This window comes from Methylotenera sp. 1P/1, assembly GCF_000384355.1.
In the GTDB taxonomy this organism is placed as follows: Bacteria; Pseudomonadota; Gammaproteobacteria; order Burkholderiales; family Methylophilaceae; genus Methylophilus.
Genome location: NZ_ARWC01000001.1, coordinates 577,556 through 594,363, shown reverse-complemented (window position 1 = coordinate 594,363; position 16,808 = coordinate 577,556). Strand labels below are relative to the sequence as shown.

At 45.5% G+C, this 16,808-nt stretch carries 15 protein-coding genes and 1 tRNA gene; 10 read left to right on the top strand and 6 right to left on the bottom strand.

From position 1 onward, the window contains the following. Window positions 1-8: 8 nt before the first annotated feature. Window positions 9-899: a GGDEF domain-containing protein gene (locus A3Q3_RS0102735; protein WP_020182037.1), complete on the bottom strand. Its 891-nt coding sequence runs from the start codon at window positions 897-899 to the stop codon at window positions 9-11. A 168-nt stretch (window positions 900-1,067) separates the two neighbouring features. On the opposite strand from A3Q3_RS0102735, the gene tal reads away from it, so the two are divergent. The 3 genes from tal to hxlB all read left to right on the top strand — a co-directional run bounded on the left by tal (window position 1,068) and on the right by hxlB (window position 3,490). After that, window positions 1,068-2,018 carry a transaldolase gene (tal, locus tag A3Q3_RS0102730; protein WP_020182036.1) on the top strand — a complete coding sequence of 317 codons (951 nt, stop codon included), beginning with the start codon at window positions 1,068-1,070 and terminating at the stop codon, window positions 2,016-2,018. Between the two features lie 169 nt (window positions 2,019-2,187). Next, window positions 2,188-2,820 carry a 3-hexulose-6-phosphate synthase gene (gene hxlA, locus A3Q3_RS0102725; RefSeq protein WP_020182035.1) on the top strand — a complete coding sequence of 211 codons (633 nt, stop codon included), beginning with the start codon at window positions 2,188-2,190 and terminating at the stop codon, window positions 2,818-2,820. A gap of 130 nt (window positions 2,821-2,950) precedes the next feature. After that, window positions 2,951-3,490, top strand: coding sequence for a 6-phospho-3-hexuloisomerase (hxlB, locus tag A3Q3_RS0102720; protein WP_020182034.1), 540 nt, complete (start codon window positions 2,951-2,953; stop codon window positions 3,488-3,490). Between the two features lie 42 nt (window positions 3,491-3,532). Here the strand turns inward: hxlB and A3Q3_RS0102715 are convergent, their stop codons facing one another. Further along, entirely contained in the window at window positions 3,533-4,267 is a 735-nt protein-coding gene (locus A3Q3_RS0102715) for a HisA/HisF-related TIM barrel protein (RefSeq protein WP_020182033.1), read from the bottom strand. 1 nt (window position 4,268) lies between these two features. Here A3Q3_RS0102715 and A3Q3_RS0102710 point away from each other — a divergent pair, with 1 nt between their 5' ends. The 4 genes from A3Q3_RS0102710 (at window position 4,269) to A3Q3_RS0102695 (ending at window position 8,478) form a co-directional block, all read left to right on the top strand. Continuing rightward, entirely contained in the window at window positions 4,269-5,276 is a 1,008-nt protein-coding gene (locus A3Q3_RS0102710) for an ATP-grasp domain-containing protein (RefSeq protein WP_020182032.1), read from the top strand. After that, the gene (locus tag A3Q3_RS0102705; RefSeq protein WP_020182031.1) at window positions 5,269-6,291 is read left to right on the top strand and encodes a hydantoinase/oxoprolinase family protein; all 1,023 of its coding nucleotides are present in this window, start codon (window positions 5,269-5,271) and stop codon (window positions 6,289-6,291) included. The genes A3Q3_RS0102710 and A3Q3_RS0102705 overlap by 8 nt, the downstream gene beginning before the upstream one ends. 1 nt (window position 6,292) lies before the next feature. Beyond that, complete coding sequence (pabB, locus tag A3Q3_RS0102700; RefSeq protein ID WP_020182030.1) at window positions 6,293-7,750, top strand: aminodeoxychorismate synthase component I; 1,458 nt, start codon at window positions 6,293-6,295, stop codon at window positions 7,748-7,750. 110 nt (window positions 7,751-7,860) lie between these two features. Beyond that, window positions 7,861-8,478: a hypothetical protein gene (locus A3Q3_RS0102695; protein WP_020182029.1), complete on the top strand. Its 618-nt coding sequence runs from the start codon at window positions 7,861-7,863 to the stop codon at window positions 8,476-8,478. 20 nt (window positions 8,479-8,498) lie between these two features. Here the strand turns inward: A3Q3_RS0102695 and A3Q3_RS0102690 are convergent, their stop codons facing one another. The 4 genes from A3Q3_RS0102690 to A3Q3_RS0102675 form a co-directional block, all read right to left on the bottom strand. Then, complete coding sequence (locus tag A3Q3_RS0102690) at window positions 8,499-11,630, bottom strand: efflux RND transporter permease subunit (RefSeq protein WP_020182028.1); 3,132 nt, start codon at window positions 11,628-11,630, stop codon at window positions 8,499-8,501. A gap of 110 nt (window positions 11,631-11,740) precedes the next feature. Beyond that, a complete protein-coding gene (locus A3Q3_RS0102685) occupies window positions 11,741-12,808 on the bottom strand; it encodes a hypothetical protein (RefSeq protein ID WP_232418337.1) in 1,068 nt (355 codons plus the stop codon). Next, window positions 12,798-14,210 carry a TolC family protein gene (locus A3Q3_RS13535; RefSeq protein WP_020182026.1) on the bottom strand — a complete coding sequence of 471 codons (1,413 nt, stop codon included), beginning with the start codon at window positions 14,208-14,210 and terminating at the stop codon, window positions 12,798-12,800. Before A3Q3_RS13535 ends, A3Q3_RS0102685 begins: the two co-directional genes overlap by 11 nt. Window positions 14,211-14,243: 33 nt before the next feature. Then, on the bottom strand, window positions 14,244-14,492 hold the full coding sequence (locus A3Q3_RS0102675) for a hypothetical protein (protein WP_020182025.1): 249 nt from the start codon (window positions 14,490-14,492) through the stop codon (window positions 14,244-14,246). 180 nt (window positions 14,493-14,672) lie between these two features. Here A3Q3_RS0102675 and A3Q3_RS0102670 point away from each other — a divergent pair. The 3 genes from A3Q3_RS0102670 (at window position 14,673) to tig (ending at window position 16,796) form a co-directional block, all read left to right on the top strand. After that, window positions 14,673-14,757 (top strand) — tRNA-Leu (locus A3Q3_RS0102670). Window positions 14,758-14,876: 119 nt separating this feature from the next. Beyond that, window positions 14,877-15,251, top strand: a complete 375-nt coding sequence (locus A3Q3_RS0102665) for a RidA family protein (protein WP_020182024.1) — start codon at window positions 14,877-14,879, stop codon at window positions 15,249-15,251. A gap of 240 nt (window positions 15,252-15,491) precedes the next feature. Beyond that, complete coding sequence (gene tig, locus A3Q3_RS0102660; protein ID WP_020182023.1) at window positions 15,492-16,796, top strand: trigger factor; 1,305 nt, start codon at window positions 15,492-15,494, stop codon at window positions 16,794-16,796. Window positions 16,797-16,808 lie beyond the last annotated feature (12 nt).

Sequence of the window (16,808 nt, the reverse complement as noted above, 5' to 3'; positions counted from 1 at the left end):
CGGTGCTTTTACGCAGTTAAACGCTGCTTTTTTGAATACAATTCACGATCTGCCGCAGATATCCAATCATCAACACTAGGGAAGTTTGCTGATTCAGCAATGCCATAACTAAATCCTGCATGAAACACTTCGCCAGAGGGGGATTGAAACGCATGTGATTCCACAAATTGACTAATACGTCGCATGGCAGCTTCGGCAATCCCTGCAGTGGTAGCTGGCATTAGCACTAACCACTCATCACCGCCATACCTGAATAACTGATCATTAATTCTTAAGTTGTTTTCGATGATGTTGGCTGTTTTTGCCAACACTTGGTCGCCAGTGACATGTCCCCAGCAGTCATTAATTGATTTGAAATTATTTTGATCCAGCAGCACAATTGAGCATGGTGTGAGGTAGCGCTTGTGGCGTTTAAGCTCTTGCGTCAGATTGGCTTGCAGTGTGAGTCTTGACCATGCGCCCGTAAGCGAATCCCGCATGGTGAATTCATGCCACAAATGCTGATTAGCCTCTTTGGTAGATTGCATAAAGTGATGAGCACGCAGCTGATATTGATCCAGTTGCTCAAGTAAGGTTTTTCCTGAAAGGGGGTGTGTAGCCTTGACGGTGTTATGCCATAAAGTTTCTAGTGTGTGTTTGACTTCTAAGAAGCTGAGAATCAGATTGTCTGGAAGCTTCAAATCCTTGGGGATGATCACGTCAAATTCATAGAGGTGCTCAAGTGGAGGTGGAGGCTCGCCGGTGAGTATGCTACGCATATTATCAATGAGCCATTGATGACGCACCAACACCCAAGTGCTGCTGGCCCCAAGTAACGAAAGGGCATTGCTAGCAATATCGTCTTCGCTGATTGACATCACACACCACACCAAACTCTCATGATGGTTGCCATTATTCATGGTGCGTTATAGCGACACAAGCCACTTAACAATGTTTTTCAATTGTCTCTGCTAGGATTTGCTTTTATTTCTTGTGTAAGTTGTCCATGCATCTTAGGTAAATTAAGCTATAATGCTAAGCTTAAATTTTTGGCGCAATCAAGTTAAGCAATTTTCTAGGAGGATGCAATGGCAAATTTATTAGACCAACTTAAAGCAATGACAACAATCGTAGCCGATACCGGTGACGTGGAAGCAATCAAAAGCGTTAAACCTGTGGACGCAACAACCAATCCATCACTTGTTTTAAAAGCAAGTCAAATCCCAGAATATGCGCCATTGATTGAGACTGCAATTGCTTATGCAAAAGCGCAAGGCGGCTCAAAAGAGCAACAAATCGAAAATGCGGCTGACAAATTAGCTGTGTTAATCGGTACAGAAATCACTAAAGTAGTACCAGGCCGTATCTCCACAGAAGTAGACGCACGTTTGTCATTCAACCTAGATGCAATGGTAGCTAAAGGCCGTAAATTAATCGCGCTTTACGCTGAATCAGGCATCAGCAAAGACCGCGTGTTGATTAAATTAGCTTCTACATGGGAGGGCATTAAAGCGGGTGAAATCTTAGAAAAAGAAGGCATCCAATGTAATCTCACATTGTTATTCGGTTTCGGCCAAGCGCGTGCATGTGCAGAAGCTGGCGTATTCTTAATCTCTCCATTCGTTGGCCGTATCTTAGACTGGTACAAGGCTAAAACTGGTGAAACATACACACAAGAAACAGACCCAGGTGTAGTTTCAGTGCGCGCGATCTACCAATACTACAAAGAGCACGGATATAAAACTGTAGTCATGGGCGCTTCATTCCGTAATACTGGCGAGTTGATCGCTTTGGCTGGTTGTGACCGCTTAACAGTTTCACCAAACTTATTGCAAGATTTAGCAGCGACTGAAGGTACTTTAGTACAAGTATTAAAAGATGGCGGCAAAACAAAAGAAGCTCCAGCTAAAATGACTGAAGAACAGTTCCGTTTTGAATTAAATCAAGATCCAATGGCAACAGAAAAATTAGCAGAAGGCATTCGTGGCTTTGTTGCTGATCAAAACAAACTAGAGGCTGCTTTAAGCGCAAAACTATAAGTTTCGCGGGAATTAAACCATTCCCATATGGGTCATATGGTTGTAATTAAGCTGCTTTAACATTGACATAATTGAGCAGGGCACTTAACATGAGCGTCCTGCTTAAATTCTGTAATTCGCTAGAAATTAGCATTTTAGAAAAACATATTTATTAACTTTGGAGAAAACCATGGCTAAAACCCAAATGGCATTAGATTCACTAGATTTCGACGCAACAGTTGCATTAGCAGCTACAGTTGCTCCACACGTAGACATCTTAGAAATCGGTACACCATGCATTAAGCATAACGGTATCAAATTGGTAGAAACATTACGTGCTAAATTCCCAAACAACCAAATCTTAGTTGACTTGAAAACAATGGACGCTGGCTTCTACGAAGCTGAGCCATTCTACAAAGCTGGTGCAGACATCGTGACTGTATTAGGCGTTGCAGATATCGGTACAATCAAAGGCGTAATCGACGTTGCTAACAAATACGGCAAAAAAGCACAAGTTGACTTGATCAACGTTGCTGACAAAAAAGCACGCACACAAGAAGTTGCTAAATTAGGCGCACACATCATTGGCGTGCACACTGGTTTAGACCAACAAGCTGCTGGCCAAACACCATTTGCTGACTTAGCATTGGTTTCTGGTTTGAACTTAGGTGTTGAGATCTCAGTTGCTGGTGGCGTTAAAGCTGCTACAGCTGCTCAAGTACGTGATGCTGGCGCGACTATCATCGTTGCTGGTGCTGCTATCTACGGTGCTGCTGATCCTGCTGCTTCTGCTGCAGAAATCACAAAAATCGCTCACGCTTAATTGCCTTTTAAATTAAACGCTGTGTCAATAAGCAATTATTGATGTGAGTTTTAAAAAGCCCGACTCAGCAATGTGTCGGGTTTTTTTATCTAATTGTGGCGCGTAAGCCTAGACTAAATAAGGAAATATTATGAGCAATAGTCAGTCATTGATTTTAAATAAATTAACTAGCATCCTGTCAGAAACAGACAATTCTAAAGCTGCTGAGCTTTTGAAACTGGTTGAAGAAGCTGGTCGTACATTCATTGGTGGCGCAGGTCGTTCACTATTGGTATCACGTTTTTTTGCCATGCGTTTAGTGCATGCAGGGTATAACGTCAGTATGATTGGTGAAGTCGTGACGCCTGCCATTAAAGCAGGCGATTTATTGGTGTTGGTTTCTGGCTCTGGCGGCACGGAAACACTATTGCCATTCGTTAAAAAAGCTAAATCTGTGGGCGCAAAACTAGTGGTGATTTCAATGAAAAAATCATCTGCCATGGCGGATGTTGCTGATTTAGTAGTTCAAATTGGTAACGATAGCAGCTTCCCACTCACTAAAGGCATGCCGATGGGCTCACAATTTGAGCTTTCAACATTAGTATTCCTCGAAGCGGCGATTGCTGATTTGATTTTTGCTAAAGATTTAACCGAAGAAGGTATGCGCGCGATTCATGCTAACTTAGAGTAATTGCTTGTCATCAACGGTTTGTCCGTATTAAAAAGCCCGAGCTTACTCGGGCTTTTTTGTATCCGCACTATGGAGTGCACATAAGTCTGCACCAGTGATGTGTTGGCTGTGTAATGCTGTGGCAATCAAGGCGCCATGGATACGCATGGTGCTTAGTTGTGCCAAGTCCTGCATATTGCGTACGCCACCGGCAGCGTAAATACGCTGTTTGTTAGCCACGCGGATAACTTTGTTGAGCGTGGCGATATCAACACCCGATTGCGCGCCCACCTGATTCAGTGTCATCACAATGACATCTTGGGGCCAAGCCTGATGTTGCTGGAGAAGTGCGCTAGGACCTTGGTAGCCATTTGGCATAAAGTCTAGCGATAGCACAATATGCTCAGAATATCCCTGTGCAATGGCCAAGTAGTCATCCATCTGCCGCATATTCTCTGTGCCAATGATCGACTTTACCGTAGGATGATGCCAAGACTGCACATCACTTGCTTGTTGTATGCCGGCATCGATCCAAATCGTTAGGTCGGGGAATGCCTCAAGGATATTATCAATAATGGGGCGATGGTTGCTAGGTGTACCCAGCAGGTGTTGTATTGCACTTAAATCGGCAATGTAGAGCGTGTCAAACGGATAAATATCTCTAAAAGCCTTTACAATATCTAGCGGCTTGGTAGAGGTGGTGAGTGACGACTGAATCGGTTGATACTGATGGCGCTGCCCTTGCTTGGCGTGTACAACAACACCATTCAGTAAATCAATCACAGGAATAATATGCACAATGAAATCACAACAAACTTTATTTGTATGTGAGTTTATCACTGGCGGTGGCTTTGTGGGGGCTGCATTGCCAGAGAGTTTGGCCCAAGAGGGTATGTTGATGCGAGATGCATTGCTGAGAGACCTTGACCAACTTGAGGACTGGCAGTTAGTGACCACCTACGACAGTCGTGTTTCTCCCTTTAATGCAAAGGTGCGCAGCATTGCTGTGGACGGTCACTGCGATGTATGGGAAATTTGGCGTGAATGCATGGCTGAGGCTGATGCTGTGTGGGTTGTTGCACCAGAGACAGATGGTATTTTGTATCAATTGGCGGAGATGGCGCATAGCCTGCAAGCGCGCTGGATCGGCCCCGTTCCGGAAACGATTCACGTAACGAGTCAAAAACACCTTACCGCGCAAGTGTTAGGGCGTGCTAATTTGCCTGTTATTCCTACTTATTTTTTTTCGGAATGGATTCCAGATGCCAACCCAGCTTGGGTAGTTAAGCCGAATGATGGTGCAGGGTGCGCATCTACCTATGTATTTAATCAAATGGCTGCACTTGAAACTTGGTTTACTCAAGACAAGCAGCGCCAGCAAACACATGTGATTCAGCCTTATATCTCGGGTAAGCCTGCGAGTATTTGTGTGTTGGGGTTAAAAGATGAGGTGGTGGTGTTGAGTTGTAATTTACAATGGATGCTGTTGCAGGATGGAAAGCTAAGCTATACCGGCGGCAGGATTAATGGCGCGAGCGCTTATTGGCCACAATTGAAATTGCTGGCAAACGACATTAAGGCTGCCGTACCTGGCTTGATCGGGTATTTTGGGGTGGACCTATTGCTAGATACGCAAACGGCGAGAGGGGTAACGATTGTCGAAATCAACCCGCGTTTAACTACAAGTTACGTACACTTGCACCAAGCCATGGGGTGCAACCCTGCGGCTATGGTGATGGATGCCATGCTGGCACCTACGTTTTCAATGCCAGAAATCAAACGAGAGCAAATAGAGTTTTATGTGTAAAGATAACTATACAATCGGCTGGGATATTGGTGGGGCGCATATCAAGGCTGCATTGGTTGATGCGCAGGGGCTGGCGCATCAGGTATATCAACTGGCTTGCCCACTGTGGCGTGGGCCACAAGAGCTGGTGCAGTCGATGGCACAGATACAAGCATTGTTGCCGTCCAACGTGGTGTCTGCGGTAACCATGACTGGGGAGTTGGTGGATTACTTTCCCAATCGCCATACTGGTGTGTGCGAGATTGCTAGGGTAGTGCATGCGCAGTTGGGCGCGGATGCTAGATTTTATGCAGGAGAAACGGGTTGGTTATCTCACACTGAGGTAGAATCTAACACGGGCGCTATAGCTTCCATGAATTGGCATGCCAGTGCAGCGTTTATTGCACAGACAGTAGCGGATGGTTTGTTTGTGGATATTGGCAGCACCACCACTGACGTTATTCCGATTCAGCAGCATGGTTTGCTGGATGTGGGGTGTACGGATGCACAAAGGATGGCGCACCATGGCTTAATTTATACTGGTATTGTGAGAACACCACTCATGGCGCTGGGTCCAACTATGATGTTTAATCACCGCCGTTACTACGTGGCCGCTGAGTACTTTGCAACCAGTGCAGATGTGTACCGCTTATTGGAGCAGTTACCAGCAGAGGTGGACTTGGCAGAGACAGCCGATGGCAAAGATCGGTCCCCTCTGAGCACGGCAAGACGGCTAGCGCGCATGATTGGCCACGATGTGGAGGATGCTACCTTGACTGATTGGAAAACACTTGCACAGCAGTTTAAACAAACACAAAAGAACCTAATCATGACAGCATTGAACGCACAACTTACCGATGCCATTGTCCCCATAGTCGGCGTGGGCATCGGTACGTTTTTGTGTCGTGAGCTTGCTGACGAATTACAACGTCCGTTTATTCATGGCGCGCAGTTGGTGCAAGCTAAAGATGCAACTACGCATCAACAAGCCGTTAATTGCTTTCCTGCTTATGCAGTAGCGAGATTGGCGGCATAGCATGGCGTTAATTCAACATGCACTGCCTTATCAGCACGACAGTGCACAATTATTTGCACGCATTAAGCATATGCGCTGGCCGATGTTCTTAGACAGCGCACAAATGTTGCACGCAGACACCCAATTGCCGGCGAGTCAGTTTGGGCGCTATGACATATTAGTGGCAGACCCGGCCATGACCTTTGTCACCACAGGGTCGCAAACGGTGGTTGAACATGCGGGCAAACAAACCATTTCTGAAGAAGACCCGTTTACTTTGGTTAAGCAAACGCTACAACGCACGCCCAGTGCGCATAGTGATTACCCATTTACCGGTGGTGCTCTAGGTTATTTTTCTTATGATTTAGGGCGACGCATTGAGCAATTGCCTAGTATTGCCGCCAATGACACACAAATGCCGGAAATGATGGTGGGTATTTACGATTGGGCGATTGTGGTGGATCACCGTGCTAAGACTACGCATATCGTCTCACATCAGTTTTATACCAGCAATGATGTTTGGCATACATTGTGCGCGCTGTGTGAGCAAGCCGCACACGAGGAAACTGCTACCTTTCAAGTTACGTCTGCAGTACGCTCAAACTTTAATGCAGAAACATACGAGCAAGCGTTTAAGCAAGTGCAGCACTATATTCAAGAAGGGGATTGCTACCAAGTTAATTTGGCACAACGCTTTTCTGCTGAAGTTGACGGCGATAGCTGGCAGTGCTACCGCACTTTAAGAGCAATTAGTCCAGCGCCGTTTATGGCATATATGGATTTAAGCTTTGGTAACCAGCAGTCCTTACAAGTGCTGTCGGCCTCACCGGAGCGTTTTTTGCAACTGATTGGTCAGCAAGTGGAAACACGCCCAATTAAAGGTACACGCCCTCGATTTGAAGACCCTGATAAAGATTTGCAAAGTGCGATTGAGTTAGTGACGAGCCTGAAAGACCGCGCTGAAAATGTCATGATTGTTGACTTGCTGCGTAATGATATTGGCAAAGTGTGTGAACGCGGTAGTGTCAAAGCTGAAAAGCTGTTTAATCTGCAAAGTTTTGCCAATGTGCATCACTTGGTGAGTTTCGTCACTGGCGTATTGGATTATCGCTATACAGCTTTGGATTTACTGCGTGGCTGCTTCCCTGGCGGATCAATTACTGGTGCGCCCAAATTGCGTGCAATGGAAATCATAGAAGAGCTTGAGCCGCATAGGCGAGGCATTTATTGTGGCGCGATAGGCTATATTGGGTTTGATGGGGATATGGACATCAATATTGCTATTCGTACCGCCGTGGTTATTGCAGGGCAGATTCATTTTTATGCTGGCGGTGGTGTTGTGGCTGATTCCACTTACGAAAAAGAGTATAAAGAAACCTTAGATAAAGCCTCTAATTTCCTGACGACCATGGATATTTTGAGTAAAACCATACGTGAGTATGACAAAAAGCGTGATACTTTAGATTTAAAACAGATTTAAAACAATAATTAACGCGTAATTGGCCGTATATTAGGCCAATGATCCCGGCAATATTTTGTATAAGCTAGATAATAACTGGCAAAACAACAGCGTATTCTAAGGGGAAATCCGTGTGGGTGATTAAATTAGGGGGCAGCCTTCTCGGGTCGGATGAGTTGCAGCACTGGCTAAAGTTGGTGGCGCAGTATGGCGATGGGCAAGTGGTTATCGTGCCAGGTGGTGGTGTATTTGCTGATGTGGTCAGAAGTGTATCCCAGCAAACGCCCATGACTGATGCCTGTGCACATGCACTGGCGGTCAGTGCGATGAACCAATTTGGAACGCTGCTGATTGATCAAGTACCTATGCTGGTTCCCGCACATAGCGAACTGGAAATTGCAGAACGCAGTTGGCAACACCGCGGCATTGTCTGGATGCCTAGTAAAATGGTCATGACGGATGGTGATGATATTCCGCATAGTTGGGATGTGTCTTCTGACAGTTTGGCGCTATGGCTAGCCAAAAAAATATCCGCAGAGCATCTGATACTGGTTAAATCTGAGCCACCATCTCACACGGCTAGTCTAGAAGAGATGATTGACCAAGGTGTGATAGACACCGCATTTTCACACTTTAATGCGGATAGCCAAGTAAAGGCATGGGTGGCTTACAAAGGTGACTACACTGCATTCTCTAATGGTTTTCAGGAGTCATCCTTGCGGCAAGTGGGGCACTTGCTCACGCATTAAGATGCTGATTACAGCGAAGCTTAGTCTTGCTGCGATTTCTCAAAGCGACCAAAATGCAGCATGATGGTCGGTAAAATCAGTAAATTCAACATGGTGGAAGTAATCAATCCTCCCACAATAATCGTCGCCATTGGCCCTTCGATTTCTCTACCGGGCTGACCGCTACCTGCTGCCAAAGGCAGCAAGCCTAGTGCAGTGACTAAGGCTGTCATCAGCACCGAGGGCAAGCGTTCTGACGCGCCCCGTATGCAGGTTTCTAGATTCCACACACAATTTTCTTCATCGACCAAATGCTGAAAATGCGACACCATCATGATGGAGTTGCGCAAGGTAATACCAAACAAAGTGACAAACCCAACCAAAGAGCCAAGAGATATCCAGCCGCCGGTAAATAGTGCTGCCAATACCCCGCCAATCAAGGCAAAAGGTAGGTTAGCAAAGGTCAGTAATAAATTGCGTAACTTACCAAATGCAATGTATAGCATCAGGAAAATTGCCACGCCGGCCAAGAGTGAATGGACAATCAAATCTTCTCTGGATTGTGCATTGGCCTCAGCTTCTCCGGTGAACTCAAGGTAGTTGCCGGGGCTGATACTGATGTCAGTTTTAATTCGTTTTTTCAGCTCACGTATAAAGCTGTCTTGGTCTCTATTTTCTACATTGGCAGTGACGGTTTGAATACGCTTTGCGCCCGCATGTAATATTTTAGAGCGCCCATTCTCTTGCGTAATGAAAGCGATATCGTTGAGGTGTAGTAATTTGCCCTCTGCATTAAACAGCGGAATGCGGCTGATATCACCAATATCGTCCCGTGCTTCTAAATCAAGCAACACACTCAAGCCAACAACACGGCTACCTAGGTATATTTGTGAGACAGGCACGCCTTCATACGCTGCACGTATCGTGTCCAATACATCTGTTGGATGCAATCCCCAGACTGCAAGTTGGTCAGGTCTGAGCCGTATCACTACTTGTGGGGTGCCTGGAGGAGACTGTACCAACACATCAGTTGCACCTTTGGTGGCATTGAGTACCCCCGCAATTTTTTGCGCATCACGATCCAGCGCATCCAAATCATCACCATAAATGTTAATAACTGTACTGGCCGCATAACCGGAAATGGTTTCTTCAATACGTTCGGTAAGGAAAGTGTTAATAGCAAAGTTGGCGCCGACAAATCCTACTTCAGCAATACCATCGTTATCTACATCTTCTGGATCTCCGCCCAATGCCTCTCGGATATCGTTCAAAATACGCGTTTGCTCTTCACCTGCCAAGGTACCAATCTCAATTTCAAATTCACTATAGTGCGTGCCAAATGTGTCTGCACCGTTTTGCGCGCGACCAACCCATTGGGTCACAGATTTAACACCATCGATTTTCCTGATTGTGCTAGACACTTTTTGGCCAAGCCGTAACGATGCTTCTTCCGATGTGCCCGGAACTGCAGTCATATGCATGATGAAGTGGCCTTCATGCAGTGCTGGAATAAATTGATTTTTAAACAGTGGAAGTACACCTAACCCCATGGCAATGGTGATGAAGCTGATAGTGATAATGGCTTTGTAGTTTTTCTCGATGACATACAACAGTTGGATATAGTTGCGTTTGATATATTTAATAATGGGTGAGTCTTCGGTCTCTAATTTGGCATGCCCCAACATCATGTAACAGAGCGCCGGCGTGAGCGTGAGGGCGACAACCAGTGACGCCAAAATGGCCGCAATATAAGCAAACCCCAATGGGGCGAATAATTTGCCTGCGACACCAGAGAGGGTAAGTAGAGGCATGAACACAAGTGCCACAATGATGGTGGCATATACTACGGAACTACGGACTTCCATGGAGGCTTGGAACACTACCTTATGGATAGGCCGCGGTTGCGCCAATGCGCGGTTTTCACGCAGCCGCCTAAAAATATTCTCGGTATCGATGATTGCGTCATCGACCACCTCGCCCAGCGCAATGGCCAAGCCCCCTAATACCATAATATTCAAGCCCACGTTGTAATAGCTCATGATAACAATGGCTGTGAGCAATGACAGTGGGATAGCTGTTGCAGAAATAAATGCGGTACGGGCATTAAATAAGAATAAAAATAAAATGGAAATGACCAGTATTGAACCAATCAGAATATCGGTACGTACACCGTCAATAGCGGTTTCAATAAAATTGGCGGGTCTAAATAGGCCTTCATGTAAGGTCACATGCTGTGCTTGCAGGTGGGGCTTTAACTCCTGCAATGCAGACTCAATCGCTAGTGTCACGGCATGTGTATTTGCACCTAACTGGCCTTGCACGGATAGATAAATGCCAATTTCTTCGTTAATAGCCGCAGCACTGATCGATGGTGCTGGTCCTTCCACCACACGACCGATGTCACCTAGCTGAATGGTCACGCCGTTTTGGTGGACTAGCGTTGCTTTTGCCAGTGTTTTAGCATCGGTCGCTTGACCTTGCGTATTGATGATAATGCGTTGATTGTTATTCTGGATATAACCGGCACCGCTCACTCCAGTCGCCTTTTGTGCAGCAAGCACAACATCATTGAGGTTGAGTTGATAACGCACCAGTTTGTCTGGGTCAATCTGTATCTGAAACTGTCGGACTTGGCCACCAAATACATTCACGTCAGCCACGCCTGGAATCGCCATCATATGAGGCGTAATCGTCCAATCGACCAGTGTACGCAACTGCATTAAATTGAGCGTTTTAGAGGTGACACCAAAGCCCAACACCGTGCTGGCAGAAGAGGTGAGTGGGGTAATGTTGGGTACAATGCCTCTGGGTAGTTGATTAGCAATTGTACTTAGGCGTTCTGCCACCACTTGCCGATTACGGTATATGTCCGTTTTTTCATCAAAAATTACGGTCACAATCGATAAGCCCGGAATTGACTGTGAGCGCAGGTTAATCACGCCCACCGTACCAGATATACTGCTCTCAATCGGTTGCGTGACTAGCGACTCTACTAACTCTGCAGACAGTCCCGGGGATTCGGTCTGAATGATGATTTGCGTAGGGGAGAATTCCGGAAATACATCTAGATTGCTACGAGTGAGACTGTATAAGCCATACAATACAATCAGGATGGCCAGCCCAACTATCACACCATAAAAGCGGATAGAAAAACGAACAATGGCGGACATCATGATGGGGTGCTTTCAAGCAAATGCATTAGCCATGTATCCTCATTATCGTGACGGCATCACACTGCTTTGCAATAGGCATCTGCACGGAAATTTGGGTTGATATAGACATATCAATCCTCGTTTTCATTTTTAATCAGATATTTAAACTCTTCCGAGAGTAGTAGCTGTGCTCCACTGGTCACTACCTGGCTGCCAGCAGCAATGTTTTGGTTAAACCAACCTTCTTCAATTTCTGTGTCTGTCGAAATAGGTTGCCTGATAAATTGATTGTTTTTTTGTTTCACATAAACCCAAGGTTTGCCAGCATGCCAAACCACTGCACTGCTAGGGATGACAACACCTTCGTTTTGCAGTTGCGTACGGTTGGCTTGTACTACGTGTACCCGCATGCCCACGCGTAGCGATTCTGCTGGCGCACTATAGTAATAGGTTTTGCCTATACCGCTAATGTCTGCGGTACTCGCTGGCGAGATATATAGTGCCTTTACACTGGCAGCGCGCTCGTTTAGTGAGATGATTTGAATGCTATCGCCAGCCGCAGGTGTGTTAGCAGTAATGGGCAGGCTGACCTGTACCAACACATTTTGACGAGTAAGTAATTGATTGACTTGTGGCGAACCCTGTCCACCAACCACTAGTTGCGTCAACGGTTCACCCCACTGTAGTTGAACCGTTGATTTCAGATTTTGCTGCTGTTGTACCAAAGCTTGAATTTTTGCTTGGTTGGCATGGAGTTGCGACTGTGCTTCTTGCACGGCGCTGTCTGAGATATTTTTGTCATCTTCATTGAGCGTTTTTAAGCGCTGAAACTGTGATGTTAGTTGCTGGCTGCTGCTTTTTGCAATTTGCAGCTCTGTAGATAAGGCAATGTATTGTGACTTCGCTTCAACCAGTTTATCGATAGAGATAACGCTGCCGTAAGTCTTGACCACACCTTGATAGGCGATCTTTTGTACCTTGCTATAGGTGATCCCGCTGTTGGCTTGCGTTTCTGGCGAGAGCGCTACCGTACTAATACCTTCTTTTTCTGTGACCCGGTTTGGGCTTTCGATTTCCTCTTCTTGTTCGCTTTGGTAGGCCTCATACTCGTCTTTACTATAAAAGACCAAGACCCAAAATAGCGTGACAATAATCAGCGCTTGTAACCCAATTATTAGTGTAATTTTTTTATTCATCATGCTTTACCGTGCGTAAAGTTGCATTATCGTAGGGGAGTGGCCGTTGCACTACATTTTCCAGCAGCGCGCGTTTTTTCAGCACATCAAACGTCGCATTATTCAGGTCTTGGTTGGCAACGCTTAGCACTAATTGTGCTTGTGTGAGGGCTACACGGTCAATCAAGCCAGCGTCAAACTGCTTTTGTATACTTGCAATATACAGGCGCTGTGCTGCATGCGACTCTTTTGCGTGCTCGAATGTAGTGATGGCGAGTTGATACTGTGCATGCACTTGTTCCACTTGCGCAATAACTGAGGCTTGCAAGGCCTCAAACTGCGCGCCTTCGATGGTTCGGAGCAGCTCGGCTTCATGAATAAGCGTTGGCTGTTGCTGAAGTAAGTTGAGTAGTGTACCCAAGCCAAGTGACCAAATACGGTCACCAAATTCAAAAATATAGCCCGGTGTTAAAGTGATATCAGGTACTTGTTTGGCGATTTCTAATTTTAATTTGGATTCAGCTACCGCGTAGCGCGCAAGCCCTCGTCTAATATCAATGCGGTTAGTCAGTGCATCAGTTTGTAATGTTTGTGCCGTTATTTCAGATTGTGCTTGTGCTGTAATAGTCTCTGTCAAAGGGGCAATAGGAATGATATTAAACTGTGCGTAGCTCAAGCCTGTATCTGCTGCGAGTTTAATCTTATACCCATCAGTTTTAGCTGATTCATTGCGTAATTGAATCTGGCTTTTTTGCAATAAGAGTTGATATTGTGCAAGTTCTGTATTGGAGCCTAAGCCTGTGGCGACACGCTTCTGTAGCATATCGACCAGTTGGCGGTAAAGTGCAACTTCTTGTTGCAGTAAAGTAAGTTGATGTTGATGTGCTCGGTAATCAATGAGGTCAATTTGTAGCTGATGCCTCAGTTGCCATGCGATTTCTGCAGCATCCATCCTTGCAACTTCTGCCAAATGCTGAGCCTCTTCCACTTTTACGGCACGCTTGGCAGTTGTTTCAAATGGAATGTCTACCTGTAAGCCATATGACATCGGGTTGATGTCACCATTGGCACGATCACTGCGGGCGATGGTGCCGTTGATACCTAAGGCTGGTTTTAATCCTGCGGCTTGGATAGAGTATTCCGCCAGCGCCAATTTCTCTTTTACTACCACTAAGTTAGTGTGGTAAAACAGGGCGGTGTGCGTCAGTGTACTTAAATCCCAAGATTGAAAAGGAATAGCCGTGTCCGCCACACCGTTTCTAACTAGGTAAGCTCTAAACTCCGGATTATCTAAAGATTTTTGTGATAATTTGCGTGCGGATTGTGCTGCATCTAATGGTTTGGCGAAATAGGTTTGATGCGCACAACCCAATAGAATTAAGGTGATTGAGCAAATGCTGAACGTGTTGCGGAAAGTGGGTTGCATGCGAAAGCACTCGCCTGACAAAGCCGTTAGTACTTAATGATCAATGGTGGCATGCACCGCATTTAAGGCATCCTGAAGCGACTCTTCAGGTAACTTGTTGATGGTGGTCGCAAGTAAATCGGCAGCTTCTACTGTGCGAATTGGTAAATCTGCGGTATTGAGCTCAGCAATCAACCCAGCAGCAGCCCCAGCAATAATCAAAAGGGTCTCGCGCTCTTTCATCAAAAGCTCTAATTCGGCTCGCAGCATATTGCTTTCTGCGATTTGTTGGGTATTGGACATAGTGACTTTTCTTAATTCTTTACAGATTTATTTATTTGAGTGAAACAACATAGTGCATTTTAACGCCTTGGTTTGTCAATGTTCAGTAAGGTGAAACCGCATTTACGCAGGTTTTATTTTCCGAAAGACCAAACTTGAGATACAATAGCGTCTTTAGCGAATGTGTAACAGCAAGCGCATGCGAAAGTGGCGGAATTGGTAGACGCACTGGATTTAGGTTCCAGCGCCGCGAGGCGTGAGAGTTCGAGTCTCTCCTTTCGCACCATGACAAGGCTTCTCTTAGGAGAGGCCTTTGTTGTTTTTAAAGCAAGCGCATCAGCAACAACCTAGTGTGATGCGATGAACTTTTGTGAATCGTTGATGTACTGACATATAAGGATATTTATGCAAATCATTCAAACTCCACATGCACCAGCTGCCATCGGCCCATACGCACAAGGCGTAGTGGTTGGGCAAGTGCTCTATACCTCAGGTCAAATTGCCTTGCGCCCAGATGGCACATTGGTAGAAGGTGATATCACATTGCAAACGCAACAAGTGTTAGCCAACTTATCAGCCATTATTCAACAAGCCGGTGCAGATTTATCCAAAGTGGTGAAGACCACGGTGTTTTTGAAAAATCTAGATGACTTTGCAACTATGAATGCTATCTATGGCGAAGCCTTTGGCAGTCATACGCCAGCACGTTCAACAGTACAAGTGGCTAAGTTGCCAAGAGATGTACTGGTGGAAATTGAGGCGATTGTGAGTCTTGCCTAAGGCTTGAATCTGCTATTGATACACGCCAAACTACAGATAACTTTATACGCTTGAGTTTATTTCAGAGGCGACTTGTGATATATTTTAGTGCTATTTTTTGCGCTTATCGCTTGCCTGCTCATATTGGTTAGGCGTTACAAGCAAAAACAATTTGAAGTCGATTTAACTACATGTGCGATGTCATTATCGCGCCACCATAACCAACCGTTCAATTGAACGAACTTTTACAGGAAATGCAACATGGCAGTATCTGTTGAAAAAATTAGTAATTTAGAACGTCGTATGACGATTTCAGTACCTTTGGCACCGCTTGAAGGACAAATTAGACAGCGTCTAAGTCAAATTTCACGCACCGCAAAATTTGCGGGCTTTCGTCCTGGAAAAGCACCTATCGGCCTTGTGAATCAACACTATGGGGATCAAGTACGTGATGAAGTGTATTCCAAAGCAGTAGAAACTAGCTTTGGTGATGCGGTTGAAGAGAATAAATTGCGTGTTGCAGGTTTCCCTAACATCGAGCACAAGCCGTTTGCTGAAGCTGCGCAAGATTTTGAATACACCGCAACCTTTGAAGTGCTGCCAGAAATTCAATTAAAAGACTTATCTAAAGTGAAAATTGAGCAGCCAGCATTGGAAGTTGCGGATGCTGATGTTGAAAAAACATTAGACGTGTTGGTGAAACAGCGCGTGACTTTTGAGCCTGTGAAACGTGCCGCCAAAAAAGGTGATCGTATTAACATTGCATTGATTGCCTCTATTGACGGTAAAGAAGTGGAAAGAACGGCCGATAATGGTATTGATTTGGTGGTAGGTGAGCCTGGTCGTATGGCAGACTTTGATGATGCTTTACTAGGTGGTAAAGCAGGCGCAACAAAAACATTTGAGATCGCGTATCCGGCAGATCACAATCCGGCACAGTTGGCTGGCAAGACAGTCAGCTATGAAGTGACATTCAATACAGTGTCGCAACCAGTATTGCCTCCTGTAGATGCTGAGTTTGCTAAAAGCTTAGGTGTGGAAGACGGTAATATCGACACAATGAAAACTGAAATCAAAGCAAGCTTGACGCAAGAAGTGGAAAAACGTGTAAAAGCACGCGTAAAAGAGGCTGTATTCCAAGCGCTGATTGCTGAGGCAGAGTTTGAAGCGCCAAAAGCGATTGTAGGTTCTGAAATTAACCGTTTAATGCAAGTCACTGCGCAAAATCTACAGCAACGCGGCATGGATCCAAAAGCGATTCAGCTTGAGCCAGCAATGTTTGAAGAGCAAGCAAAGCGTAATGCTGCATTAAGATTAATTTTGGCTGAAGTGGTGAATACCAATAACTTGCAAGCGACACCGGATCAAATTCGCGCAATGGTGGATACTTTTGCACAAAGCTTTGAAAAGCCAGCAGAGTTGGTCAGCTGGTATTACGCCGATGTGAAACGCTTGGATGAGCCAGCGGCGCTAGCTACAGAAGAGAACGTGGTGAACTGGGTATTGAATCAAGCAAAAGTAACCAATAAAAAAATCAAATTTGACGAATTAATGGCAGGCGCATAATGGTGAAAGGTA